Source organism: Bacillus sp. PK3_68 (genome assembly GCF_003600835.1).
Taxonomy (GTDB): Bacteria; Bacillota; Bacilli; order Bacillales; family Domibacillaceae; genus Pseudobacillus.
Genome location: NZ_NQYC01000001.1, coordinates 3,520,936 through 3,545,711, shown reverse-complemented (window position 1 = coordinate 3,545,711; position 24,776 = coordinate 3,520,936). Strand labels below are relative to the sequence as shown.

24 protein-coding genes, 1 riboswitch and 1 other annotated feature are annotated in these 24,776 nt (G+C 42.2%); of the genes, 6 read left to right on the top strand and 18 right to left on the bottom strand.

Annotation, left to right across the window (positions count from 1 at the left end; all coding sequences use genetic code 11):
• Positions 1 to 29 precede the first annotated feature (29 nt).
• Complete coding sequence (locus tag CJ483_RS17875; RefSeq protein ID WP_120036440.1) at positions 30 to 212, top strand: YhzD family protein; 183 nt, start codon at positions 30 to 32, stop codon at positions 210 to 212.
• A 356-nt stretch (positions 213 to 568) separates the two neighbouring features.
• Here the strand turns inward: CJ483_RS17875 and CJ483_RS17870 are convergent, their stop codons facing one another.
• From CJ483_RS17870 to CJ483_RS17855, 4 genes are all read right to left on the bottom strand, one after another.
• Positions 569 to 2,059 (bottom strand): coproporphyrinogen III oxidase, encoded by a 1,491-nt coding sequence (locus CJ483_RS17870; RefSeq protein ID WP_120038136.1) that lies wholly within the window; start codon positions 2,057 to 2,059, stop codon positions 569 to 571.
• 112 nt (positions 2,060 to 2,171) lie between these two features.
• A complete protein-coding gene (locus CJ483_RS17865) occupies positions 2,172 to 3,035 on the bottom strand; it encodes an HAD hydrolase family protein (RefSeq protein WP_182917095.1) in 864 nt (287 codons plus the stop codon).
• Positions 3,036 to 3,196: 161 nt separating this feature from the next.
• Positions 3,197 to 3,556, bottom strand: coding sequence for a YlbF/YmcA family competence regulator (locus tag CJ483_RS17860; RefSeq protein ID WP_120036438.1), 360 nt, complete (start codon positions 3,554 to 3,556; stop codon positions 3,197 to 3,199).
• Positions 3,557 to 3,622: 66 nt separating this feature from the next.
• Complete coding sequence (locus CJ483_RS17855; RefSeq protein WP_120036437.1) at positions 3,623 to 4,774, bottom strand: DUF445 domain-containing protein; 1,152 nt, start codon at positions 4,772 to 4,774, stop codon at positions 3,623 to 3,625.
• A gap of 111 nt (positions 4,775 to 4,885) precedes the next feature.
• On the opposite strand from CJ483_RS17855, the gene CJ483_RS17850 reads away from it, so the two are divergent.
• Together CJ483_RS17850 and CJ483_RS17845 are read left to right on the top strand one after the other, a co-directional pair.
• Positions 4,886 to 5,098, top strand: a complete 213-nt coding sequence (locus CJ483_RS17850) for a YheE family protein (RefSeq protein ID WP_120036436.1) — start codon at positions 4,886 to 4,888, stop codon at positions 5,096 to 5,098.
• Between the two features lie 41 nt (positions 5,099 to 5,139).
• Positions 5,140 to 5,355 carry a hypothetical protein gene (locus tag CJ483_RS17845; protein ID WP_120036435.1) on the top strand — a complete coding sequence of 72 codons (216 nt, stop codon included), beginning with the start codon at positions 5,140 to 5,142 and terminating at the stop codon, positions 5,353 to 5,355.
• A gap of 78 nt (positions 5,356 to 5,433) precedes the next feature.
• On the opposite strand, the gene CJ483_RS17840 is transcribed toward CJ483_RS17845, so the two are convergent.
• Positions 5,434 to 5,694 (bottom strand): metal-sensitive transcriptional regulator, encoded by a 261-nt coding sequence (locus CJ483_RS17840; RefSeq protein ID WP_120036434.1) that lies wholly within the window; start codon positions 5,692 to 5,694, stop codon positions 5,434 to 5,436.
• Between the two features lie 288 nt (positions 5,695 to 5,982).
• On the opposite strand from CJ483_RS17840, the gene CJ483_RS17835 reads away from it, so the two are divergent.
• A complete protein-coding gene (locus CJ483_RS17835) occupies positions 5,983 to 6,189 on the top strand; it encodes an alpha/beta-type small acid-soluble spore protein (protein WP_120036433.1) in 207 nt (68 codons plus the stop codon).
• 64 nt (positions 6,190 to 6,253) lie between these two features.
• Here the strand turns inward: CJ483_RS17835 and fumC are convergent, their stop codons facing one another.
• The 12 genes from fumC to CJ483_RS17775 form a co-directional block, all read right to left on the bottom strand.
• Positions 6,254 to 7,627, bottom strand: a complete 1,374-nt coding sequence (gene fumC, locus CJ483_RS17830) for a class II fumarate hydratase (RefSeq protein WP_120036432.1) — start codon at positions 7,625 to 7,627, stop codon at positions 6,254 to 6,256.
• Positions 7,628 to 7,755: 128 nt separating this feature from the next.
• Complete coding sequence (gene leuD / locus CJ483_RS17825) at positions 7,756 to 8,349, bottom strand: 3-isopropylmalate dehydratase small subunit (RefSeq protein WP_120036431.1); 594 nt, start codon at positions 8,347 to 8,349, stop codon at positions 7,756 to 7,758.
• Positions 8,350 to 8,361: 12 nt separating this feature from the next.
• Positions 8,362 to 9,774, bottom strand: coding sequence for a 3-isopropylmalate dehydratase large subunit (gene leuC / locus CJ483_RS17820; RefSeq protein WP_120036430.1), 1,413 nt, complete (start codon positions 9,772 to 9,774; stop codon positions 8,362 to 8,364).
• Positions 9,775 to 9,934: 160 nt separating this feature from the next.
• Positions 9,935 to 11,044 (bottom strand): 3-isopropylmalate dehydrogenase, encoded by a 1,110-nt coding sequence (gene leuB, locus CJ483_RS17815; protein ID WP_120036429.1) that lies wholly within the window; start codon positions 11,042 to 11,044, stop codon positions 9,935 to 9,937.
• Between the two features lie 18 nt (positions 11,045 to 11,062).
• Positions 11,063 to 12,610, bottom strand: coding sequence for a 2-isopropylmalate synthase (locus tag CJ483_RS17810; RefSeq protein WP_120036428.1), 1,548 nt, complete (start codon positions 12,608 to 12,610; stop codon positions 11,063 to 11,065).
• Positions 12,597 to 13,622, bottom strand: coding sequence for a ketol-acid reductoisomerase (gene ilvC, locus CJ483_RS17805; RefSeq protein WP_120036427.1), 1,026 nt, complete (start codon positions 13,620 to 13,622; stop codon positions 12,597 to 12,599). Before ilvC ends, CJ483_RS17810 begins: the two co-directional genes overlap by 14 nt.
• A gap of 28 nt (positions 13,623 to 13,650) precedes the next feature.
• Positions 13,651 to 14,172: an acetolactate synthase small subunit gene (gene ilvN, locus CJ483_RS17800; protein ID WP_120036426.1), complete on the bottom strand. Its 522-nt coding sequence runs from the start codon at positions 14,170 to 14,172 to the stop codon at positions 13,651 to 13,653.
• Positions 14,169 to 15,887 carry an acetolactate synthase large subunit gene (gene ilvB / locus CJ483_RS17795; RefSeq protein WP_120036425.1) on the bottom strand — a complete coding sequence of 573 codons (1,719 nt, stop codon included), beginning with the start codon at positions 15,885 to 15,887 and terminating at the stop codon, positions 14,169 to 14,171. The genes ilvN and ilvB overlap by 4 nt, the downstream gene beginning before the upstream one ends.
• Positions 15,888 to 16,000: 113 nt before the next feature.
• Positions 16,001 to 16,253: a binding site (T-box leader), on the bottom strand.
• A gap of 2 nt (positions 16,254 to 16,255) precedes the next feature.
• Positions 16,256 to 17,920, bottom strand: coding sequence for a dihydroxy-acid dehydratase (ilvD, locus tag CJ483_RS17790; protein WP_120036424.1), 1,665 nt, complete (start codon positions 17,918 to 17,920; stop codon positions 16,256 to 16,258).
• 440 nt (positions 17,921 to 18,360) lie between these two features.
• Positions 18,361 to 20,316, bottom strand: a complete 1,956-nt coding sequence (locus tag CJ483_RS17785) for a transglycosylase domain-containing protein (RefSeq protein WP_120036423.1) — start codon at positions 20,314 to 20,316, stop codon at positions 18,361 to 18,363.
• 323 nt (positions 20,317 to 20,639) lie between these two features.
• The gene (gene tatA / locus CJ483_RS17780; protein ID WP_120036422.1) at positions 20,640 to 20,810 is read right to left on the bottom strand and encodes a twin-arginine translocase TatA/TatE family subunit; all 171 of its coding nucleotides are present in this window, start codon (positions 20,808 to 20,810) and stop codon (positions 20,640 to 20,642) included.
• A gap of 122 nt (positions 20,811 to 20,932) precedes the next feature.
• Positions 20,933 to 22,168: a dicarboxylate/amino acid:cation symporter gene (locus CJ483_RS17775; RefSeq protein WP_120036421.1), complete on the bottom strand. Its 1,236-nt coding sequence runs from the start codon at positions 22,166 to 22,168 to the stop codon at positions 20,933 to 20,935.
• A 199-nt stretch (positions 22,169 to 22,367) separates the two neighbouring features.
• Here CJ483_RS17775 and CJ483_RS17770 point away from each other — a divergent pair, with 199 nt between their 5' ends.
• Complete coding sequence (locus tag CJ483_RS17770; protein WP_120036420.1) at positions 22,368 to 22,673, top strand: ArsR/SmtB family transcription factor; 306 nt, start codon at positions 22,368 to 22,370, stop codon at positions 22,671 to 22,673.
• A gap of 139 nt (positions 22,674 to 22,812) precedes the next feature.
• Complete coding sequence (locus CJ483_RS17765; RefSeq protein WP_120036419.1) at positions 22,813 to 23,232, top strand: low molecular weight phosphatase family protein; 420 nt, start codon at positions 22,813 to 22,815, stop codon at positions 23,230 to 23,232.
• A gap of 45 nt (positions 23,233 to 23,277) precedes the next feature.
• Here CJ483_RS17765 and CJ483_RS17760 read toward each other — a convergent pair whose 3' ends face one another.
• Complete coding sequence (locus tag CJ483_RS17760) at positions 23,278 to 24,570, bottom strand: NCS2 family permease (protein WP_120036418.1); 1,293 nt, start codon at positions 24,568 to 24,570, stop codon at positions 23,278 to 23,280.
• A gap of 91 nt (positions 24,571 to 24,661) precedes the next feature.
• A riboswitch (purine riboswitch) is annotated at positions 24,662 to 24,763 on the bottom strand.
• Positions 24,764 to 24,776: the final 13 nt, after the last annotated feature.

Genomic DNA, 24,776 nt, shown 5'->3' with positions numbered 1-24,776 from the left:
ATAGGAAGCAACTATAGGGAGGGGAAAAGATGGTTTATAAATTAACGGTCTTTGAAAAAAATGGGGAAAAGTTACTCGACCAATCGTTTGAGGCCCAGAACGATGAAGAAGCAAAAGAACGAGGGCAACAGCTGCTTCAACAGCATGCGTATGAAGACTATACCCACCGCTGCACCTCACCGTTTGGCAAGCTCGTTTTATTTCATGTGTAAAAATCAATAAGCTGCTCAGACACAGCTGAAGCAGCTTATCTTCCTTTTACGCTCTCCTCCTGTCCCCAAAGCTTGCTCTTCTCTCTTTTATCTAGCACAATGAAAGACCTCCACCCTTCCAAATGGTATAACCACAGGACCTTTTTCGTTTCGTCTCAGCCATAAAATATAAATAAACGAATGAAGCGCACTACTGCCGTAAGAGAAGCTTTCGGATGACACACCCTATTATCCAAGTGAGTTAAACAAAAGGAAAAGACTTTATACCATTTGTTATTGCTAAATGGTATAAAGTCTTTTTATTTAAAAGTTAGCGGTTCTTTTAAATACACCTGAGTCGTATAACATCTGAACAATTATGAAAATAATTTATCCAATTTATTAATTTTCTTTTCCGTGTACTCTGCAAAACGTTCATTATAGGTTTTAGGATCTTTGGGATTTGCAAAGTGTTCAATCTTCCCTGTCTCCCGGTCAATAAACTTGCTCGCTGCTCCGCATCCGATACCAATAATGGTTTGTACTTCTTCCATGATCATAATATTATAAATGCTTTCCTGCCCCGGCTTTGAATAGCCAACATTCTCCAAATTCCCAAGAATATTTTTTTGACGGTACAAGTAGTAAGGAACATAGTCATGTTCCTCCGTCCATTCCTCTGCCATATTCATCATTTTTTCTACTTCTGTGCGATCTGCCACTTTGTACTTATCTTTATTAAGCGTCATTTCAGAAGCACGTTTAAATGAAAGGGTATGAACGGTTAAAGATTCTGGCATCAGCTTTTCTGTTTCAGCAAGAGAATGTGCGAACTCAGCGGTGCCTTCTCCAGGAAGACCGATGATTAAGTCCATGTTTATATTGTTCATCCCGTGCTCTCTTGCCAGATGGTACTTATCAATCGTTTCTTCGACAGTATGGTGACGGCCAATGGCTTTTAATGTTTCTTGAGTGTAGGATTGCGGGTTAATACTAATGCGATCAATGTTCCATTTTTTCAATACGTCCAATTTTTCCGGAGTAATCGTGTCTGGACGCCCCGCCTCTACTGTGATTTCCCGGATGTTATGCACGTCCGGAAACACATCATACATCAATTCATATAACTCATCCATTTCCTCTGCCGTAATAGCTGTTGGTGTCCCCCCGCCATAATAAACAGTGGTAATTTTAACGCCTTTCTCTCGCAGCCATCGACCAATCTGCTCCATTTCATAATGAAGCCCGCTCAAAAAAGAGGATACTCTCCCCTGCTTTCCTTGAATGGCATAGGCCGGAAACGTACAATAGGCACATTTTGTCGGGCAAAATGGAATGCCAATATAAATGCTGACTTCATCTTTTACCTTATATAAGTCTGGAACCATCGTAAGCTGACGGTCGAGGATTCTCTCCATTAATTGAACTTTCTCTTCAGTAATCATATATTCTTCTTGAAGCTTTCGGCGCGATTCTTCTGCCAGTACGCCAGCCTGGTGTTGCTTATGAAGCAGCTTTGTCGGTCTCATCCCTGTTAAAATGCCCCATTTTTGTGTGATTTTCGTATAGTCCTGAAGCACATGGAGAAACACATGAGAGACGATATTCTTTACTTGCTTAAAACGCTCCTTCTCATCATCAGCTGTTACAGCCTTCCCGTAGCTTGCTCGGTATTCTTGCTTGCCTGCTAGCAAAACTGCTGAGGAAACAATTTGTTCCTTCTCGTAGGTCAAATCAATTTTAACAACGAGTTCCTGATCAGGGTGCTCATTCATACAAATTTCTGTTTCCTCAAAAAATAAGTTAGCGATCAATTGAAGTGGACGTACAAAGCGTTCATCTTCCAATCCTTTTATATAAATTAACACGATCATTCACCTTTCTCTTTTTCCTTCCCTTAGCATACTGAATCCATTATCCTGTGGTCAAGACAGAGTTTACTAAAACAAATCATGAAAAAAAGCGGCATGGTTTCGCCGCTTAATCGAATTTATTCACTTCTTCCTCTGCGCTTCTTCTTTGATGTCTAAGCAATTCTTTAATCACATAAGCAATCCCGTCATCTTCTTTTGTCCTTGTGATCCAGTCAGCTGCTTGCTTAACATTTTCCGGTGCGTCACCCATAACGATTCCGATGCCTGCTTCTCTTACGACCTCTTCATCATCTTCATCCACACCGATAACAGCGATTTCCGAGCGGCGAATCATCATTCTTTCTGCCAAATATAAAATGCTGTTCCATTTCGTCACTCCGAAAGCAGTGATTTCGATTTGATCTGTTCCTTTCTTAAGAAAAGATACTTCGTTGAACATATTTTTCAATGCCTGCCATACCTCGTCTCTTTCTCCAAATTTAAAGAAAGTGACCTGAATGGACAAAGGTGAAATCGGCTCCTCAAATAAATGGTCAGATAAGGAATTAACGAAGTATTGGGAGTAAAGAAACTTTTGAGTGCGCTGCCACATGCTGCGCTTGACTAACGTCGCTGGCATTCTCCCTTTATTGCTGACAGAAAATTTTTCAGTCGACAATGTGATCCGGCAATCAAATGACTCTAGAAATTGAACCATTTCATGCGTGGATTCTTCATTTACCCGCTGAATATAAACAGGCTTATCAAGCTCAGAAGCTATATAAGCCCCGTTATGAGCAATCAAACAGCTTTCCGGGATTAAAGACTTTGCCGTTTTCTTTACAAACGGCAATTCGCGGTTGGAGTAAAAACAAACCGATACTTTTTTCTTGCGGGCATAATGAATTGCATCCTTTGTGGACCTTGTTATCCGCCCTTTATTTTGGCCGGCAAATGCATCTATATTAATTGCTAATAAACGGTAAGCCATTTCCATTCCCCCCTCACGTTGTCCTTTTTAAAAATTATGAAGAGGAAACAGGCTTTAGAACAAGGCTTTAAAAACTCCTCTTTATTGCCTGCTAAAGAGCAAGAAACAGAAAAAAAGTGCCAGTCATCTTCTCTAGGGAAGATGACTGGCACTTAAAAGCTTTAAAAATTATTTTCGACCGTACCATACATTTCTTCAAGCGGCTTCATGATGATTTTATTGATATCAGCAATAGCCACGCTCATTCTTTGCTCAGCCTCCATCAATTTCGAGATGAGCCCATGCTGCTGAACGAGTGCCATAGTCTTCTGAGCCTGCTGTACCTCTTCTTCAGTAATATCTTGGCCCGTCATTTGCTTCTCTTGTAATCTCATCTGCACATTACGAAAATTTTCGAAGATTCCTCTTGCTTCTTCATTTGCATTTACCTCTTCGTATAATTTTCTCAGTGCAGTGTATTCTGGACTTTCACGCAGTGACTTCTCCATTTCATATGCGAGATCATATAAATTTACAGCCATTTTTTCCTCCTTGATGATCGACATAACTTCACTCTAACAAACTATGCAAAAGTTCGCGAGACTTTCCTAAAACAAACCAACAACAAGTCCTTGAATTAGACCGATGGCCCCTCCAAGCACGCCTCCTAGGAGAGTAATCATCTTTAACTCACTGCGGGCAATATCCAATACGAGCTGTTCAAGGCGTTGAAGAGAAAAAGTCTCCACTTGCTCGCGAACAATATCACCGATCCGTAGTTTTTGCATAATGACCGGTATGCGTGTTGCAACAATTGATCCTGCCTTTTCCACGAGGGAAGGAATAACTTCGCTTATGATCTTCTCTTCAAAAGGCTGTAAAAAAGCTGCAACTGGCTTTTGAAATAAAGAAGGCACATCTAACTGGCGTAAAATAAAGCTCTTTCCTTTCGCCAGGGCTTTTTCATCAGGAAATTGTTGAAAGACGCCCTCCCATTTCCAGTCAAGCAATTTCTCCCACTCTTTTGACAACAGGGTGTTCAGTAAGTCTTTCGTTCCTGGGCTGCTTAAAAATTTCACTATTTCTGGCTGGATCTTGTCCTCAAGCGACGTGTTGCCTAAGATCATTTGCAGCATGCTGCCAAATTTTCCCCATTCAGCCAGAAAGTCATCCGTCATTCTTTTAACTCGCCATTTTCCTTCAAAGCCAGAAAAATAATCAATGCCTTTCGTTAAAATATAACGGGAGATATCAGGGATTTTTTCTTCTGCAGTGTCGAGCCATTCTGCTGGCAATGATTCTCTAACCGTTTGGTGAAGATAGAAATTCTTAATACCGTTATATTTATCGTCTATCCAGCTCTCAATCCAGCGCTCGGTTCTTTGTTCAGCTTCCTTAAAATGAAGCTTCTCCAAAATTTCCGCCACTGTCTGGTCAGCAGCAAGCAATGGCTTGACCTCTTTCTGCAGCATAACAGTTACATCTCGACGAAAGTCTGGTTCATTTAACTTGCGCTCGATACTCTCTGGTGTAAGCAGATGCTCTTCTACGGTCTTGCCAATTTGGCGGGCAAGCTCCCCTCTTCGTTTAGGGATTAATCCCGGTGTAAATGGTAATTTCCACTTGCCGATATATTTAGCTTCATAAGGGCGAAAAAGCATTCGGATAGCAATAGCATTCGTGATTGCTCCAATCGCGGCTCCGATCACAACCATAAAAACAATTAATGTAAATAAATTCATGCGCTGTTCACCTGCCATTCATTCATCACCAGCTAAGCCGGCTCTTTCATTATAATGGCAATTCGCAAAAATTAGCAAATATTGTCGTACTTGTTCAGCTGCAGTATGATGAAGAAAGGGGTGAAAAACATGTTGCTGCATTTTCAATATAAACCGCTTTATAAAGAAAAAAAACTGCCCGGCTGGAACTTTTCTTTTTATCACAAAAAACAGCGTCTGCTAGGAAATTATCTTCCAGATGGGACGATTGAATGGCTTTCAACGGTCCCTGAAGAAACTGAGCGCAAACAACTAGAACAACAAATACATGATCTAATGCTTTATCATGTATACGACAATTAACTTAAATTGCCGGAATACCCCCTTTCTTTTGCGTACATATTATGATAAAGGAGGGGGTAAGCAGTGGATCCAAAACACAAAGGCCTTTCTTTTTGCCTGATATGCAGCCTGAAGGAAAAGATCAAACAGATGTAGATATTGACAGAATGATTAATGAGGGGCTATCTGGAGGCTCCGTCCATATGAGAGACGATGCGATTACTGCCAATATTGAGGAAGCCGCACCTTTTCCGGAAGAAACACCTCCAACTGAATAAAAATCATTAAAAAGCTGTCCTGCGCGTGCCGGACACCTGCAGTCATTCTGTTTAGGAGTCTGGCACGTTCGGACAGCTTTATCTGCTTTTTACGATCATATTAACAGCTTCTTGAATCGCTTCTTCTGCATTTTGCCCATTCTCGTTTGCTTCTCTAATACAGCTTTCTAAGTTTTTGGCAACAACCAATCCGATGGAACGATCTACAGCTGAGCGGATAGCCGACAGTTGAGTAACCACTTCTTTGCAATGCTTATCTTCTTCCATCATTTTGATCACGCCTCTTATTTGTCCTTCAATTCGGCTGAGACGATTTTTTATATCGCGGTTGTATTCCATGATCCCTGCACCTCATTTTCTCCTATCTAATACCATTTAATTTCACATGAAATATGTATCATCAGTATAGCATACTGATTCAGAAAACACCTTTCAAACGCTAAATAAAACAGGTATAAATTCCCATATAATATTTTTGAATAAACTTTTTAAAACCAAACATACTAGTACTACAAGCAGCAACATTTCAAACCGGTGGACCTAACCAGATAGTCTGGACGCAGTAATGCGTACTGGTGCAAGTCCAGGAGGTCCAGCCAAAATAAAAACAACAGGAGATGACAAAACATGGCAAACAACAGCAATAACAACCAACTTCTAGTTGCAGGAGCTCAACAAGCTATCGATCAAATGAAATTCGAAATCGCTTCTGAGTTCGGCGTACAACTTGGCGCAGATTCTACATCTCGTTCTAACGGTTCTGTAGGTGGAGAAATCACAAAGCGTCTTGTAGCAATGGCTCAACAACAAATGAGCGGCTTCCAACAACGATAAGTTAGTTTTACAACTTCATACAATTGGCTTGAGCCCCTGAATTCTCAGGGGCTCTTCTGCTTCTTTATAGATTGACCATTTTAGCAGGATCAATCCATTCGTCATACTGCTCGGCCGTTAAATACCCTGTTTCAATAGCCGCTTCTTTTAGGGTTAATCCTTTTTTATGTGCCAGCTTAGCAATCTCTGCAGCTTTTTCATAGCCAATATGCGGATTAAGGGCTGTCACTAACATCAGTGACCGTTCCATTAGCTGCTGAATCACTTCCCTGTTCGCTTCGAGTCCAGACGCACATCGTTGATCAAACGACTGAATACCGTCAGCAAGAAGCCGAATGGATTGTAGTGTATTATAGATGATCACTGGTTTGAAAACATTGAGCTCAAAATTCCCTTGGCTGGCAGCAAACCCTATAGTAGCATCATTGCCAAATATTTGGGCAGCTACCATGGTGATTGCCTCGCTCTGTGTCGGATTCACTTTTCCTGGCATTATCGAGCTGCCCGGTTCATTAGCCGGAATAGTAAGCTCTCCAATGCCGCTGCGCGGACCGCTTGCGAGCCAGCGTACATCATTGGCAATTTTCATCATATCGGCTGCCAGAGCCTTTAATGCTCCGTGAAAATAAACAAGCTCATCATGACTCGTAAGCGCGTGAAACTTATTTGGCGATGATTGGAATGGATATCCCATTTGCTTTTCAAGCTGTTCAGCTACTTTGCCGCCGAATGAAGGATCCGCATTGATCCCTGTGCCTACTGCTGTACCGCCAATTGCCAAGTTAAGCAAGTACTGCTGTGACTGCTCAATCATTTCCATGCTGCGATCAATCATCGCACGCCAGCCAGAGATTTCTTGACCGAGTGTTAACGGGGTTGCGTCTTGTAAATGAGTACGTCCTATTTTAATTAAATCCATATATTGCTTTTCTTTCTGCTCAAGTGTTTTCCTAAACTGTTTGAGCGCTGGCTTAAGGTGTTGCTCTGTCTCATGGTAAGCAGCGATGTGCATAGCCGTTGGGAATGTATCATTAGAGCTTTGCGACATATTCACATCGTCATTCGGATGGATGAAATGCTCTTTTCCAGCAATTTCACTTCCTCTTCTGGCGACTACTTCGTTCACATTCATATTAGACTGTGTGCCGCTTCCTGTCTGCCAGACAACGAGCGGGAAATGTGTATCCCACTTGCCCTGGATAATTTCATCACAAGCATCGACAATCGCTTCTTTTTTTTCGTCAGGTAGCTTTCCTAGCTGCCCATTAGCGATAGCGGCAGCTTTCTTCAGCTGGGCAAATGCATGTGTTACTTCAATCGGCATTCTTTCAGTTCCTATTGGGAAATTCTCTTTGCTGCGCTGTGTTTGTGCTCCCCAATATTTATCAGATGGCACCTTCATTTCACCAAGTGTGTCGCGTTCTATTCTAAATTCCACTTCCATACCTCCTCATCTCATACTCCTGTATCACTTTTCCCTCTTTATAAGCAAATCATTCCTTTAAATTCCATGAATGAGTAAAATATAAAAAAAGACTGCAGCACGCCACAGTCTCTCTTGAAATGTTAACTAACACCTTCGATTTTTTTCTCATAGTTGCTGATCTCATGATCAAGATTGAGTGTAACAGCAATCTCATCCCAACCGTTTAATAGCATTTCCTTCCAGTAAGGATCGATATTAAACTCAGCTGTAAATCCTTTGCGATCAGTAATATCCTGTTCTTTTAAATTGATGAACAAGCGATAGCCTGGCTCTTTTGCCTTTTCCATAATTTCACTTACTTCCTCTTCAGTGAGGCGAATCGCCAAAATACCGTTTTTCACACAGTTATTATAGAAAATATCGGCGAAGCTAGGAGCAATAACGACTCGGAAACCATAATCAAGAAGCGCCCACGGAGCATGTTCACGGGAAGAGCCGCAGCCGAAGTTCTCTCCTGCTACTAGAATTTCTGCATTTTCATATTGCATTTGATTCATGATGAAGTCTTCTCTTTTATTTCCTGCATCATCAAAACGCCAATGATGAAACAAGAACTGGCCAAAGCCCTGCCGTTCAATCCGCTTTAAAAACTGTTTTGGAATAATTTGATCCGTATCAATATTTACACGGTTGAGAGGGCAGACAATGCCGTTAAATTTATTGATTGCTTCCATTCTTCTTCCCCCTTATTGATGCACTTTAGCTAATTTGCGCACATCGGTAAACTTTCCAGTGACTGCTGCCGCTGCTGCCATCGACGGGCTCACTAAGTGTGTTTTTGAACCATTGCCCTGACGTCCCTCAAAGTTGCGGTTTGAGGTAGACGCACAACGTTTGCCGGCCGGAACGATATCATCATTCATCGCCAGACACATGCTACAGCCTGACTCGCGCCATTCAAACCCCGCCTCGGTAAAAATTTTATCTAAGCCTTCTGCTTCTGCGACTTGTTTCACTGTTTGCGATCCAGGGACAACAATAGCCGTAATTCCTTCCTGAACTTTTCTTCCTTTCGCTACCTCGGCAGCTGCCCGTAAATCACTGAGCCTCGAGTTTGTACAAGAACCAATAAATACGTAATCTACAGGAATATCCTCCAGCTTTGTGCCAGCCTCAAGCCCCATATAATCTAATGCCCGGGCAACTGATTCACGATCTGCCTGGCGTTCAAACTGCTCAGGATGAGGCACAGAAGCGCTAATGCCACTACCCATTGAAGGATTTGTTCCCCAGGTTACTTGCGGTTCAATCTCTTCTCCAGCAATTTCAAGCGTTACATCATACTCTGCTCCCTCATCTGTTGCGAGTGCCAGCCAGCGTTCTGCGGCTTTTTCAAACGCTTCTCCTTGAGGAACATAGCGGCGCCCCCGCAAGTATTCAATCGTTTTCTCGTCTGGACTAATCAACCCAGCACGTGCTCCTGCTTCAATAGACATGTTGCAGACAGTCATTCTTTCTTCCATGGACAAATTGCGAATCGCTTCGCCTGTATATTCCATAATATAGCCTGTCCCTGCATTCACACCGTATTTTGCAATAACAGCCAGGATTAAGTCTTTTGCCGTTACTCCAAAACCAAGCTTTCCTGTTACTTTAATTTGTAAAGTTTTAGGGCGGGATTGCCAAAGAGTTTGCGTAGCAAGTACATGTTCTACTTCACTTGTACCGATACCAAATGATAGAGCACCGAAAGCACCATGTGTAGAAGTATGACTATCGCCGCATACAATCGTTTTTCCCGGTTGTGTTAAACCAAGTTCTGGCCCAATAACATGGACGATCCCTTGATCAGGATGATGAATATCGGCTAGTTCAATCCCAAACTCTTTACAGTTTTTCTCAAGAGTAGTCATTTGTGTTTTTGAAATTGGATCATTGATAATGTGGCGGTTAATCGTCGGAACATTATGATCCATCGTAGCATACGTTAAGTCCGGACGACGCACTTTGCGGTTATTCATACGCAGGCCTTCAAATGCTTGCGGAGAGGTAACTTCGTGCACTAAGTGAAGATCAATATATAAAAGATCCGGTTTTCCCTCTTCTCGGTGTACTACATGCTGTTCCCATATCTTTTCAATAATTGTTTTTGGTGCCATAAAACAGCCCCCCACTGTCTTTTTTTAAGAATCTGTTATAATTGGTTGCTGGTTTTCACTCCCATCAACTAGTTAACAGAACCTTTTTGAAAAAAGAGGGATTCCAATCTCCTTGCGGAAAAAACGGAATCCTCTTTGATAACATCCATTGATTTTTACATTACATATAAGCGCCCATAATCGAAGAAATAGCTGAACCTTCTTCTACATGCTGAACAATAATCTTAATCATTTGTTCTGTGCCCACAACTGTGCTTCCAGCAGCTTGAAGGTCAGGCGTCCGGTAACCGGCATTCAATACTTCTTGAACTGCCTGCTCAATTGATTCTGCTTCTTCACGCAAATTGAATGAGTACTTCAGCATTAAAGCTGCTGAAAGAATCATTGCCATTGGATTAGCTTTATTAAAGCCGGCAATATCAGGCGCCGAACCATGAACTGGCTCGTACAAGCCAAAGCCGTCTTCCGTCAAGCTCGCTGATGGCAGCATTCCAAGTGAGCCAGTGATCATAGAAGCTTCGTCACTTAAAATATCGCCAAATAAATTTTCCGTTACTACCACATCAAAATCTTTCGGACGGCTGATCAACTTCATCGCCGCAGCGTCAACATACATATGTTCTACTTCTACCTGCGGATACAAAGCGGCTTTTTCATTAACGATCTCACGCCACATCCGGCTTGATTCCAGTACATTCGCTTTGTCGACGGAAGTAAGTTTTTTGTTGCGGATCACAGCAAGCTCAAACGCTTTGTCTACAATTCGCTCAATTTCTGCTCTTGTATATTGCAGCGTATCAACAACGGAATCTTGATTCGTCCCGCGCCGTTCGCTTGGCTTTCCAAAATATAATCCGCCAGTCAGCTCACGTACAATCATCAAGTTCACATTTTCTGCAATTTCGGGCTTGAGTGGTGAAGAGTGCAGCAAGCTGTGGAAGCCAATAACCGGGCGAAGATTAGCGAACAAACCAAGCTCTTTGCGGATTGCGAGCAATCCACGCTCCGGACGTATATGAGAAGGCAAGTTATCCCACTTTGGCCCTCCTACCGCTCCCAAAAATACGGCATCACTTTGCTTACAAAGCTCCAATGTTTCATTTGGGAGAGGATTATTTGATTCATCGATGGCTGCACCGCCAATGTTCGCATATTCAAATTCAAATTCATGGCCAAATCTTTGACCGACTGCTTCTAACACGGCAGTGGCCCCTTTCACCACTTCCCGGCCGACTCCGTCTCCAGGCAATACTGCAATGTTCTTTTTCACGTTAACCCCTCCGTTACATCAAATGTGTACTTTCTGTACTTCTGACTGCTGTGCTTCTAACGTCAATACCCGATTAACAGCATTTAGATAAGCCCGTGCAGAAGCTTCGAGAACGTCTTGTGCTGTACCTCGCCCACTCGTTTCAATGCCTTTATGCTTAATGCGCACATACACTTCAGCAAGAGCATCACGACCAGCACTGACTGAATTAATTTTGTAATCGTGCAGTTTAACTGGTTCATCCAGCAAACGTTCAAGCGTATTATAAATCGCTTCAACGCTTCCTGAACCAGTGGCCGCCTCTGTCACTTGCATGCCGTTTGGAAGCGTAGCAGAAATAGTAGCTGTTGGAATATTTTCTGTGCCATATTGAACTTGAATGCTATTCAACTCGTAATGACTAACATCGACTGCTTCTGTTTGTTTATCAGCAAGAATGGAGAAGAGATCTTCATCCGTGATTTCCTTCTTCTTGTCTGCCAAATCTTTAAATGCTCGAAATGCTTCGTTTAATCTTTCTTCTGTTAAATCAAAGCCGAGGTCGATTGCTTTATTCTTAAAGGCATGACGACCAGAAAGCTTGCCAAGAACGAGTTTATTGGACTTCACACCGATTAGCTCTGGTGTGATAATTTCATAAGTCGTTTTTTCTTTCAATACGCCATCCTGATGGATGCCTGATTCATGAGCAAAAGCGTTGTCGCCAATAACCGCTTTATTGGCAGGAACGATCATGCCTGTTAACTTGGATACGAGGCTGCTCGTACGCTTAATTTCATTTAACTTCAAGTTGGTAGTCGCACCGTAAAAATCATTACGGATATGAAGAGCAACAGCCACTTCTTCAAGCGCTACGTTACCAGCACGCTCACCGATTCCATTGATGGTGCCTTCAACTTGACCGGCTCCTCCTTCGATGGCTGCTAATGAGTTTGCTGTTGCCATGCCGAGATCATCATGACAATGAGCAGACAAAATAGCTTGATCGATGTTGGATACGTGGCTTTTTAAGTACATAAATAGTTCTTTAATTTCTTTTGGTGTGATATAGCCGACGGTATCCGGGATATTAATAATTGTTGCACCGGCTTCAATGGCAGCCTCTGTTACACGAGCCAAAAATTCTGGTTCTGTACGGCAGGCATCTTCAGCGGAAAACTGCACTTTTGGAAACTTTGCTTTCGCATACTTAACGGCTGCTACTGCTCTTTCAACAACTTCATCTTTTGACATTTTTAACTTATATTCGCGATGAATAGGTGAAGTAGCTAAAAAGACATGAATGCGTGGTTCCGCTGACTCTTTTAGTGCTTCCCAGGCTGCATCAATATCTTTTTGATGAGCACGGGCAAGGCCAGTAACTGAACTATTTTTCACAGTATTCGCAATCAGCTTAACCGCTTCAAGGTCGCCTTTTGAAGCGGCTGGAAAGCCCGCTTCAATGACATCGACCCCAAGTCTTTCCAGCTGCTTGGCAATCTCTAACTTCTCAAGAGTGTTTAAGTTAACACCAGCTGTCTGTTCCCCATCTCTTAACGTTGTGTCAAAGATCTCAACCTTTCGCACCGGCTGACACTTCCTTCTTGGATTGTTTTTTTACAAATGGCATCATCGCACGAAGTTCTCTTCCTACTACTTCAATTGGATGTTGTTTTTCACGTTCATTGATTGCTGTAAATTCAGGACGGTTTAATTGGTTTTCAAGCAGCCAGCCTTTTGCGAATTTACCAGTTTGGATATCTTTCAGCACTTCTCCCATACGAGCTTTCGTTTCATCAGTGATTACGCGTGGACCTGATACAAAGTCGCCCCATTGTGCTGTATCAGAAATAGAATATCTCATTTCTTCAAGGCCGCCCTCGTACATTAAGTCAACGATTAATTTCAGTTCATGCAAGCACTCAAAGTAGGCAACCTCTGGCTGATATCCCGCTTCTACTAATGTTTCAAATCCAGCTTTGACAAGAGCAGATACACCTCCACAAAGAACGGCTTGCTCACCGAATAAATCCGTTTCTGTTTCCTCTTGGAAAGTAGTTTCCAATACACCTGCACGAGCAGAACCAATACCTTTCGCATAAGCAAGAGCAATGTCTTTCGCCTCACCTGTCACATCCTGGTAGATAGCGATTAATCCTGGTACACCCGCTCCTTCTGTGTATGTGCGGCGCACTAAATGACCAGGTCCTTTAGGGGCAGCCAAGAATACGTCTACGTCTGCCGGTGGAACGATCTGATTGAAGTGAACGTTGAAGCCATGAGCGAATGCCAATGCTTTTCCTGCATTCAATTCAGGCTCAATTTCATTTTTATAAACAGCTGTTTGGTATTCATCCGGAAGAAGAATCATGATTAAATCTGCCTCTGCACTTGCTTGGCGAACTGATTTAACATCAAATCCATCTTTTTCTGCTTGATCCCAAGACTTTCCTGGTCTTAAACCAACAACTACATCTACGCCGCTTTCACGTAGGTTTTGTGCATGCGCATGTCCTTGTGAACCATATCCAATGATTGCTACCTTTTTATTTGCTAAAACTGCCTCGTTGATATCTCCGTTATAATATACTTTTGCCATTTTCATCATCCTCCAAAATTTTGTTTGTTTATTTTAAGATTGAATATTGCTTCAAATCTGTTACCTGTTTTTGTGAGCCACGCGTTAAAGCCGTTTGGCCTGTACGCGACAACTCTTTGATGCCATAAGGGCGAAGCAATTCGATCATCGCTTCTATTTTTTCGAAGTTTCCAACAACTTGGATGGTTACACTATCCTTAGCCACATCAATAATTGTGGCTCGGAAAGGTTCAATAATCACATTGATCTCAGCCCGGGTTTGCGGAGTAGTGAGAACTTTAATTAAAGCGAGTTCTCTTGATACAACGGCCTGATCAGTGATATCAGAAACCTTTAAAACATCTACTTGCTTATTCAGCTGCTTTAACACCTGCTCAGCTGTCCGTTCATCTTCTACGTGAACGATAAATGTCATTTTGGAAATGCCTTCTGTTTCTGTAGGCCCGACTGTGATGCTTTCAATATTGAATTGCCGTTTTGTAAACAACCCGGTAATTCTATTCAATACACCGCTTTGGTTAAGTACGGTTACAGTAACTGTGCGTTTCATGGTTTCACCCCAATCATCTCATGAAGTCCTTTGCCTGGTGCAATCATCGGGCATACTAGCTCTTTCGGTTTAATCCGGCAATCGATTAGGACTGGCTCGCGGCTGTTTAATGTTTCATTTAATACGCTTTCCGCTTCTTCTTCTGTTGTAACAGAGTAGCCCTTAATTCCATAAGCTTGAGCCAGTTTTACAAAGTCTGGCTGGCATGGAATTAAAGACTGCGAATATCTTTCTTCATAGAAGGCTTCCTGCCATTGTCTAACCATCCCTAGCGCCTGGTTGTTATATACCATAATTTTGACTGGCAAGTTCAACTCAGCAACAAGAGCCAATTCTTGTAAAGTCATCTGGAAGCCAGCATCTCCGGCGATCGCAACAACCGTTTCTTCCGGACAGGCAATTTGCGCACCAATGGCAGCCGGGAAGCCGAATCCCATTGTTCCAAGACCACCTGATGTCACCCAGCGGTTTGGACGGTTGAACCCGTAATACTGTGCAGTCCACATTTGATGCTGGCCAACGTCTGTTGTGACAATCGCCTCGCCATTTGTAATTTCATGAATCATTTTCGTTAATTGCTGAGGAGAAATACCTTCCCCCTCTTCAGAATGCCAAAGCGGAAACTCTTTTTGGGATTCTTTCAGCTGCAATCTCCATTCATTGGCATCTGGTGCAATTAAGTCCGTTTCAAGCAGTTTCTCCAGAGCTTCTTTTGCATCGGCTACGATTGGAATATGGGTGTCCACGTTTTTACCGATTTCTGCTGGATCAATGTCAATATGGGCTACTATGGCTTCAGGCGCAAAGTGCTGTAAATTACCGGTTAACCGATCGTCGAACCTGGCACCTATGTTGATCAGCAAGTCTGCTTCATACATCGCCATGTTGGCTGCATATGTTCCATGCATACCACCCATCCCTAAGAATAATGGGTGATCTGCTGGAAACGAACCAAGTCCGAGAAGGGTATTAACTACCGGAATATTCATTTCTTCTGCAAGGGAAAGCAGCTGTTCTGAAGCATGAGCATGAATGACTCCTGCACCAGCTAAAATAAGCGGCTTTTTCGCTTGAGCAATCGCATCTGCAAGCTTTTTAATCTGTAAAATATTAGGCGCAGTGTTTGGCTGATAGCCTGGCAAATTAACTTCCGTTACGAATTTAGGGGTTTCGCCTAATGTTGTAGCTATATCTTTCGGAATATCGATTAAAACGGGACCAGGGCGGCCGGTTGTTGCAATATGAAAAGCTTCTCGAACAATTCTTGGCAATTCTTTCAAGTCACGCACTTGATAGTTATGTTTTGTGATTGGCATAGTGATTCCGATCACATCCGCCTCCTGGAAAGCGTCTGTTCCAATGACCCCTGTTGCTACCTGTCCTGTGAAGACAACAAGAGGAAGAGAATCCATCATGGCGTCTGTAATACCTGTCACAAGGTTCGTTGCTCCTGGTCCAGAAGTAGCAATGACGACTCCGGGCTTTCCTGATACTCTGGCATAGCCCTCAGCTGCATGAATAGCAGCCTGCTCATGTCTCGCTAAGATGTGCCGAATGGGGTTTCTATACAAGGCGTCATATAGTGGCAGGACAGCTCCCCCCGGATAGCCAAACACAACTTCGACTTCTTCTTTCTTCAATGCTTCAATAAAGAGATCTGCTCCACTCATGGCCTGAGTCAACGGTTTGGCTTTTGTTTTTACTTTTGCATTCATGCAATTTCCCTCCAAATTGTTGTTTTCCTAAATCGCAAGAGTGATTTTGGGCTCTTTAAGTAAAAAAACAAAAAGAAAAGTCTTTACACCCTCACGCCTACTAATCTGTTAAGCGCAGGGGTGAAAAGACTTTTCTTTTCACGGTACCACCCTGGTTTATGACATTTTCACAAATGTCACCTCGTGGACAATTTAAAATAATTGTCCTTTTTGATAACGAGTAAATGATACTCGACCGATCCTAATTGTCCCCGTTCAGACCGGCACTCAGAGGGGATGTCGCTGTAAGGGGTATGCCGGCTCTCAGCCCCGCCGGCTCTCTGTGAATACCGTTTCTTACAACTTTTTCCTCGTCAACGCTTTAGTGATTAAATTTTCATAACTCCGCCTGTGTTTGCAGAAGTAACCAGCTTTGAATATCTTGCTAAATAGCCTTTTTTAATTTTTGGCTCTGGCTGCACCCAGTTTCTCTTTCTTTCAGCCAGCTCTTCCTCTGTTAAAACTACATTGATGGTTCTATTTGGTAAATCAATAATAATTTGATCTCCATTTTCAACGAAGGCAATTGGTCCTGCTTCAGCGGCCTCTGGTGAAATATGGCCGATAGAGATTCCTCTGGAAGCTCCTGAAAATCTTCCATCTGTTATTAACGCTACTTTTTTATCAAGACCACGGCCTGCGATGGCTGATGTTGGAGCAAGCATTTCAGGCATTCCCGGTCCTCCTTTAGGACCTTCGTAGCGAATGACGACGACATGTCCTTCTCTTACTGTGCCGTTATCAATGCCTTCCTGAGCTTCTTCCTGTGAGTCGAAGACAATCGCTTCTCCCATAAATGTCTTAATGGAAGGATCAACAGCTCCAACTTTAATGACTCCGCCGTCCGGGGCTAGGTTCCCGAACAGGATGGATAGTCCACCAACCGGGCTATAAGGATTATCGCTTCTGCGAATGACTGCTTCATTCGTAATTTCTGCATCTTTTACATTCTCGTAAACAGATTTTCCTGTAATCGTGATACGTTCTTTATTTAAAGCATCGATGCGGCAAAGTTCATTAATAATGGCGCTAATGCCTCCCGCCTCGTGAACATCCTGCATTGTATAATCAGAGGCCGGACTAATTTTAGCTAAGTATGGCACCTTTTTAGCAATTTCATTGATTCGTTTCAAGTCGTAATCAATCTCTGCTTCGTGGGCAATAGCAAGCGTGTGAAGAACCGTATTCGTTGAACCGCCCATCGCCATGTCAAGCGCAAATGCATCATCAATGGCTTCTTTTGTAATAATATCTCTTGGCTTAATATCATTTTTAATTAAATCCATTAAGTGATGAGCAGCCTGTTTAATTAATTTGTGACGCTCTGTTGAGGTAGCTACGATTGTCGCATTTCCTGGCGGTGTCATACCGAGCATTTCCATTAAGGAGTTCATCGAGTTGGCTGTGAACATTCCTGAACATGACCCGCATGTTGGACAAGCATTGTTTTCAATTTCAAGCAGCTCTTCGGCTGACATCTTCCCTGAACGGTGAGCCCCGACTCCCTCAAAAACAGAAACGAGAGAGAGATGTTTTCCAGTACTTGTCTTCCCGCCCTCCATGGGTCCGCCGGAAACAAAAACAGAAGGGACATTCGTTCTGGCAGCTGCCATTAACATGCCGGGAGTAATTTTGTCACAGTTAGGAATGTAGAATACTCCGTCAAACCAGTGGGCGTTAATAACTGTTTCGGCAGCGTCAGCAATCAACTCCCTGCTCGGCAGTGAATACCTCATTCCAATGTGGCCCATGGCAATACCGTCGTCTACCCCAATCGTATTAAACTCGAAAGGAACCCCTCCGGCTTCGCGAATCGCTTCTTTAACGACTTCCGCAAATTTGTTTAAATGTACATGGCCCGGGATAATATCAATATAAGAATTACACACCCCGATAAAAGGCTTATGAAGATCTTCTGTTTTTACTCCAGCTGCATAAAGCAAGCTTCGGTGAGGGGCACGATCAATCCCCTTCTTTATCATGTCGCTGCGCATAGTATCCCTCCAGGTGTTCTCTAGCTGCATAGGTTGCTAAGATGAATGTGATCTGTTTTAAAAGTAGACTGTAGGCCAAAAGAAACGCCGGCTTTTCGTCTCAATATTTCATTACTTATTTATCATTCAAATCTGAAAATTAAGTTTATGTTGTGGTCAATCATATCCTGCTTTTTCTTGCAGGTCAACACCTTTTAATAAATTTTTAGACAATTAAAACTATTAATTTCTAGCGCGCCGAAGATGCAATCGCTTACAAGGCTGATATCATCGCTTTTTGTTTTTTCAAAAAAAATTCGTAATTTTTTTTATTGATTTTTGTCTATTTCTAATGTAATACCTATTCTGAACATTTTTAGCCTTTTTCTTTTCATGACGTTCAATATACTAAATAAAAAACTTCCCCAGAGTCCATCATAAACGGCTCCAGGGAAGCTTTATTAAAATAATTCATTCCACTTATCTATCGCTTTATCAAACCAGTTTTTCTCTTTTTTCTTTGGCTTTTCTTCCTCAATGGATTCCACATCAAAAGAAGTGCCGTCAAGTTCTGGAAGGGTTTCCTCCATAATTTCCTTGAACAGAGGAACCGCTCCCTCGGAGCTATTGGTAGCAAGATGATTGCTTTCACTTGCCTTTTCTATGCCAATCCATACGGTACCTACCACATCCGGTGTATAGCCGACAAACCACTGATCTTTCGTCCCACTTACTCCTTTAATTGGCACCTGAGTAGATCCTGTTTTACCTGCCAGCTCAGTTCCTGGCACTCTCGCTTTCTTTCCAGAACCATGCTTAACCACATTTAGAAGCATCGCATTGATGTTATCCGCCACTTCTTTTGTCGTCACTTTTGTTTCCTTCGGCGTCCATTTTGGTTTAATTTCGCCTTCCGGACCAATAATCTTTTGAATAAAGAAACTGTCTTTGCGCACTCCTCCATTTGGGAAGGTTGTATACGCTTGAGCAATATGCAAAGGAGCTACTCCTTTGGTCATACCGCCTAATGCAATCGATAAGTTCTCATCGCTTTTTTCAAACGGAATTCCGAACCGTTCCAGTGCATTTAATCCCTTCGACAATCCAATTTGATCAAGAAGCCAAACAGTAGGTATGTTAATGGATTTCTCCACTGCTTTATTCATTGTTACTTCTCCCCGATAAACGCCTCCATAGTTGGTTGGCTCATAGTCTCCGAATTTCATCGGTTCATCAGGCAGCATGGATGTTGGCTCATAGCCTTCCTCAAGAGCAGGCGTGTACACAACAAGCGGCTTTAATGTCGAGCCTGGAGAAGATTGCATTTGTGTAGCATAGTTGAACCCTCTAAATACGTGTTCTCCCCGTTTTCCAACGATCGCCATCACTCCGCCTGTCTTTGGATCAAGCAAGACGGCTGCACTTTGAGATGGCTCTCCATTGACTGAGTCAGGAAATAGCCAATCTTTTTTATATACCTGCTCAAGTCCAGATTGTACTTCCTGATCCATCGCAGTATAAATTTTATATCCTTTGGTTAACAGATCATTCTGAGTCAAGCCAAAGCGGTTAATCGCTTCGTTGATCACTGAATCAGTATAATACGGATACTTTCCTTTCAACGGATCACCGCTTCTATCCTCAAGATCTGGGCGCGCCTGTTTGGCTCTTTCCGCTTCTTCATCTGTAATGTAACCATACTTCGCCATTTGACTGAGCACGACATTTCTGCGGGCGATAGACTTATCCATATTCTTATAGGGATCAAGTACAGATGGCGCTTTGATAATTCCTGCCAGCATAGCAGACTCACTAAGCTTTAGCTCGTTGACATCCTTTCCAAAATACTTTTTCGATGCATTTTGAACTCCCCATGCTCCGCTACCAAAATAAATCGTATTTAAATACATTTCCAATATTTCTTTTTTGGTGTAAACTTTTTCAATTTCAATAGCGAGGAATAATTCTTCTACTTTCCGCTTATACGTTTGCTCCGGTGATAACAAGGCATTTTTAGTCAACTGCTGCGTAATCGTGCTTCCCCCTTGCACGACACCTCCGGAAAACGTATTTTTAACGAGTGCCCGGCTCATCCCTTTTAAATCAAAGCCATTGTGCTCATAAAAACGGTGATCTTCAATCGATACAACAGCATCCTGTAAATACTTTGGCATTTTGGCAATTGGCACGCTATCTGAGCGGTTAGCCGATAGCTTGCTCGCTTTATCTCCGTTCATATCGTAAAGAGTAGTTGATTGCGACAACCCCTTCTTTAACGTTTCCACATCCGCTGACTTCATAAAATAAACGATAAATCCAAGGCCACCTAAAATCATAACCGCCATGACTAAAATCATAATTTGTGTTAAATGAAACTTTCTCCACAAATTTTTGATAAATCTGCTAATCGCATTCATACTTCTGTTTCTTGCCTCCTGAATGAGCAAAATTCCTCTCTGCCTTTAAGCTAAGAGTGCAATTTGATTGTGCCCTCTCCCTTACTTTATCTTCTCCAACAATAAGCTTCTCAGACACAACCAGAGCTTTATTATACCTGATAGGCCCTAAATCGCCAATCTTCAGCTAAATATCAGCAAAACAGCGCTTTTTTGCTTCCTTTTTTGGCAATAAAAGCAACTTATTTACTTTCCTTCAAAAAATTACACCGCTTACTGCAGTGGCTAAGGATAAAATGATAAAAAAAGCTAACGGTCAAAAACCGTCAGCTTTTATCGTTTGTTTATTTCAATTTTTTCTCTTCGTCTTCATCTTCCATAATACCTTTCATGCCACGCTTAAATTCATGCAGCGTCTGTCCGGCTGCTTTACCAAGCTGCGGAAGTTTGGAAGGGCCAAAAAGCAATAAGGCAACAATAAGAATAAGAGCTATTTCTCCAAAACCGAGATTCATATACAATTATCTCCTTTTGCTTTGCAAGCTGTTAATAGCGCTATTATACAATAAGAAAAAAAAATGTAAAACACCAAACAAGCAAATGTCCCTTTTTTGACATACCTGTTATGTCCCCTTTTTTAGGCGCCTGCCCGCTGTTCCTTAATGGTTCTCTTTTTCTCCGTTTCTGCTACATAAACTGCACAAGCTGCATCCCCAGAAATATTGACAGCTGTCCGTGTCATATCCAGGATACGGTCGATTCCTAGAATCAAGCCAATCCCTTCTACCGGCAAGCCAACACTGCTTAACACCATGGCAAGCATAATCAGACCGACACCTGGCACACCTGCTGTTCCAATACTAGCTAAAACAGCAGTGAGTACTACAGTAGCCAGTTCACCCACCGTTAAATCAATACTGTATACTTGTGCAATAAATAGTGTTGCAACCCCCTGCATAATCGCTGTCCCGTCCATGTTGATGGTTGCACCGAGCGGCTGGACAAAAGAACTAACGGACTTTGGCACATTCAAACGGTTTTGCGCTACTTCCATGGAAATGGGAAGTGTGGCATTACTGCTTGATGTGCTGAAAGCGACACTCATTGCCGGGGCAAAGTTTTTGAAAAACCATAGAGGGCTTTTTCTGGCAAGAAATAAAATGGTCCCGCCGTAAGTTAAAACTCCATGAATAAACAAGGCAGCAAGCACACAAACCATATAAATGCCCATTGCCCGGATAGCGTCCCAGCCCTGGCTTCCAATAGCCGAAGCAATCAATCCGAAAGTACCATACGGAGCAAATTTCATCACAAAGCTGACAAGATACATCATAAGATCATTGCCCTGCTCCACTAATTTCAGCAGGCCCTTTGTTTTTTCACCTAAAGCCGTTAAAGCCAGACCAATAAAAAGAGCAAATGTAATAATTTGCAGCATGTTGCCTTGTGTCATGGCCTCAAGCGGATTTTTCGGAATGATATTCAACAGAGTTTCCCCGACAGGAGGAGCTTTTTCAGCAGAAAACTCTGCATTTTTTACGTCAAACTCTCCCGCCTTACCAGGCTCTACTACACCGGCGATAATTAATCCGATAATAATAGCGATTGTAGTAGTAATTAAAAAATAAGAAATCGTTTTCAATCCAATCCTGCCTAACTTTTTCGGATCTCCAAGACCCGCAGCTCCCAGAATAATAGATAAGAATACAATCGGTACGACGAGCATGCTAATGAGGTTAAGAAAAATGCGGCCAAGCGGAGTAAAAAAATAAGGATCTAATACATCGTAGGCATTGGGTGCGAATATATTGAGTAGCAGCCCTACTACAGCACCGGCAATTAAAGCAATAATAATTTTCCCAGTAAGTTTCATCCCCGTTCTCCCTCCCCAAATTCAATAATCAGTCACAAATTCCATCATAACTGACAATTTCAAAAAATACAAAAATTTTCAATATGATTACATTTACCTCAATTTCCTTACACTCAAACGCCGGCTTACTTGCTTTACTTCATGACAGTTGTTTTAGTTATTTGATACGATAAGATTAAACTGCCTCTGGAGGAAAGCTATGAAAAAGAAGAACATCGAATTAGATGAAGAAACCTTATTTATTGTGTCACAAACCTTTAAAGCTTTATCAGACCCTACAAGGCTTCGAATTCTAAACTTGCTTTTTACTGGGGAACACTCGGTAAATGATATTGCTGAAAGATTATCGCTGCTCCAATCCACCGTCTCACATCAGCTCCGCTTTTTAAAAAACTTGCGGCTTGTTAAGTACCGGCGTGAAGGCACCACCTTGTTTTATTCACACGATGATGAACATGTCATTGACCTTTTATTCCAAGCTATCGAGCATGCCAAACATCATTAGAAAGATTACCGTTTAACGAAACATTCCATTAGTCCTATATCTTTCGGTTACTCGCTTACTAATTTTTTTGACATTTAGGCATATTTTTAGAAAAAGGGGGTAAAAAAGAAATAGAAACGACGGCAAAGGGGCTTGAATAATGGATAACAAAAACATATTATTTCTTTCTACATCAAATGACCTAAGCATCATGGCTGCAGGATGGGCCTCTAAGCTAGACGATCCTTCACTAAACTTTGTGAGCGCGTCCTTTATCGAAAGCTCGGAAAATGAATTGTTAATTGAGGCAATGAAAGAAGTTAATATAGATATTACAGACAAAGAATTAAAACTAGTCGCGCCTCACTTGATCACAAAAGCTGATCTGATCGTGAACATCTATGATTTTAAGCACGATCGGGAGCCTGACCTTTCACTTGCTCCTAAAAAGAAGGTCCTTCGCTGGGATATCCCAAACCCGGAACATTATGATGACTCCACAGAGAAATGGGCAGCTTATCAAATCGTATGCGATGAGCTAGCGGAGCATGTAAAGAATTTAACGAATGAATTAAACTAAGCCTCTTTACCTGATTAGATTCTAATGGTAAAGAGGCTTAGTCTTTTACAAATATATAAAATAAGCAAGAAAAGCTACAAAGAGAACATAGAGCAGTGGATGGATTTCTTTTGCCTGTCCCTTCGCAATCATCGTAATCGGATAAAGAATAAATCCAAGAGCAATCCCACTAGCAACACTTGAAGTGAGCGGCATCATAATAATCGTCACAAAGGCAGAAATAGTAATCTCTGGCTGGTCCCAACGAATATTCTTGATCTGTGTTGCCATTAAAGAGCCCACTATAATGAGTGCCGGCGCTGTTACTTCTGCCGTGATAACGGACAGCAGCGGAGAAAAGAATAAGGCAACAGCAAATAAAGCAGAGATGACGATAGAAGTAAAACCTGTTCTCCCTCCTACCGCAATGCCGGCGCTTGATTCGACCATCGCCGCTGTAGTAGAGGTTCCAAGAACAGCGCCGACAACAGTTGAGGAAGAGTCAGCTAACAATGCCTTCCCAGCGTTTGGAATTTTATTGTCCTTCACTAGTCCCGCTTGACTGGCAATCGCAATAAGCGCCCCAGCTGTATCAAAAAAAGCAACAAAGAGGAAGGTAAAAATAACCGCAAGCATCTCCGGTGTAAAGATACTGTGCAAATTAGAGAAAACAACACCAAAAGTAGGAGTCAGGCTTGGGATAGCTCCAATTACTTCTCCAGGAACACGGATTAACCCGATCAGCATGCCAACAACTGTAGCAATGGCCATACCATAGAAGATGGCTCCACCGATGCCTCGTACCATCATAATTACTGTTATGATAAAACCAAATATCGACAGCAATACTTCTGGTGAATGCAAATCGCCAATACCGATAAACGTGCCCTCATTTGCTATAATGATGCCAGCATTTTTCAAACCGATAAAGGCAACGAAAAATCCGAGACCGCCAGCAATAGCATGCTTCAGGTCCTCCGGGATAACATTAATAATCGCTTCACGGATTTTTAACAAACTTAAAATAACGAACAAAACACCTGAAATAAACACGCCTGTCAATGCTGTTTGCCAGGGAATTCCCATGCCAATGCAGACTGAAAATGTAAAAAATGTGTTTAATCCCATGCTCGGTGCTATGCCAATCGGGTAATTAGCCAATAGCCCAATTAATAAAGAACCGATAATAGCTGATAAGGCAGTAGCTGTAAAAATAGCTCCCTTATCCATTCCGGACTGACTTAAAATGATCGGGTTAACGACGAGAATATAAGCCATGGACAAAAAAGTTGTAATACCGGCTAATGTTTCTTGCTTATACGTCGTTCCCCGTTCTTGAAAAGCAAAAAAATGTTTCATTGTGTGCTCCCCCGCTATATGGATTTCAATAAAAAAACTTCCGTCTAAAACGGAAGCTGCCGGCTGACAAGGGGATAGCAAATTAAGTAAACGTAAGGTTGCTACCCCTTGTAGTCAGGCTATTTACGGCAGCCTGGTAGAAACGTTCAAGCCTTATTCTTGAACATATACAAAGGATTTATTTCATTCAATTGCGAGAATTATAT

Excerpts from the sequence above, each read along its gene's own strand:
- CJ483_RS17875 (WP_120036440.1), top strand. The coding sequence starts at position 30 with ATGGTTTATAAATTAACGGTCTTTGAAAAAAATGGGGAAAAGTTACTC.
- CJ483_RS17865 (WP_182917095.1), bottom strand. The coding sequence starts at position 3,035 with ATGGCTTACCGTTTATTAGCAATTAATATAGATGCATTTGCCGGCCAA.
- CJ483_RS17860 (WP_120036438.1), bottom strand. The coding sequence starts at position 3,556 with ATGGCTGTAAATTTATATGATCTCGCATATGAAATGGAGAAGTCACTG.
- CJ483_RS17855 (WP_120036437.1), bottom strand. The coding sequence starts at position 4,774 with ATGGCAGGTGAACAGCGCATGAATTTATTTACATTAATTGTTTTTATG.
- CJ483_RS17850 (WP_120036436.1), top strand. The coding sequence starts at position 4,886 with ATGTTGCTGCATTTTCAATATAAACCGCTTTATAAAGAAAAAAAACTG.
- CJ483_RS17845 (WP_120036435.1), top strand. The coding sequence starts at position 5,140 with ATGATAAAGGAGGGGGTAAGCAGTGGATCCAAAACACAAAGGCCTTTC.
- CJ483_RS17840 (WP_120036434.1), bottom strand. The coding sequence starts at position 5,694 with ATGGAATACAACCGCGATATAAAAAATCGTCTCAGCCGAATTGAAGGA.
- CJ483_RS17835 (WP_120036433.1), top strand. The coding sequence starts at position 5,983 with ATGGCAAACAACAGCAATAACAACCAACTTCTAGTTGCAGGAGCTCAA.
- leuD (WP_120036431.1), bottom strand. The coding sequence starts at position 8,349 with ATGGAAGCAATCAATAAATTTAACGGCATTGTCTGCCCTCTCAACCGT.
- leuC (WP_120036430.1), bottom strand. The coding sequence starts at position 9,774 with ATGGCACCAAAAACAATTATTGAAAAGATATGGGAACAGCATGTAGTA.
- ilvC (WP_120036427.1), bottom strand. The coding sequence starts at position 13,622 with ATGGCAAAAGTATATTATAACGGAGATATCAACGAGGCAGTTTTAGCA.
- ilvN (WP_120036426.1), bottom strand. The coding sequence starts at position 14,172 with ATGAAACGCACAGTTACTGTAACCGTACTTAACCAAAGCGGTGTATTG.
- ilvB (WP_120036425.1), bottom strand. The coding sequence starts at position 15,887 with ATGAATGCAAAAGTAAAAACAAAAGCCAAACCGTTGACTCAGGCCATG.
- ilvD (WP_120036424.1), bottom strand. The coding sequence starts at position 17,920 with ATGCGCAGCGACATGATAAAGAAGGGGATTGATCGTGCCCCTCACCGA.
- CJ483_RS17785 (WP_120036423.1), bottom strand. The coding sequence starts at position 20,316 with ATGAATGCGATTAGCAGATTTATCAAAAATTTGTGGAGAAAGTTTCAT.
- tatA (WP_120036422.1), bottom strand. The coding sequence starts at position 20,810 with ATGAATCTCGGTTTTGGAGAAATAGCTCTTATTCTTATTGTTGCCTTA.
- CJ483_RS17775 (WP_120036421.1), bottom strand. The coding sequence starts at position 22,168 with ATGAAACTTACTGGGAAAATTATTATTGCTTTAATTGCCGGTGCTGTA.
- CJ483_RS17770 (WP_120036420.1), top strand. The coding sequence starts at position 22,368 with ATGAAAAAGAAGAACATCGAATTAGATGAAGAAACCTTATTTATTGTG.
- CJ483_RS17765 (WP_120036419.1), top strand. The coding sequence starts at position 22,813 with ATGGATAACAAAAACATATTATTTCTTTCTACATCAAATGACCTAAGC.
- CJ483_RS17760 (WP_120036418.1), bottom strand. The coding sequence starts at position 24,570 with ATGAAACATTTTTTTGCTTTTCAAGAACGGGGAACGACGTATAAGCAA.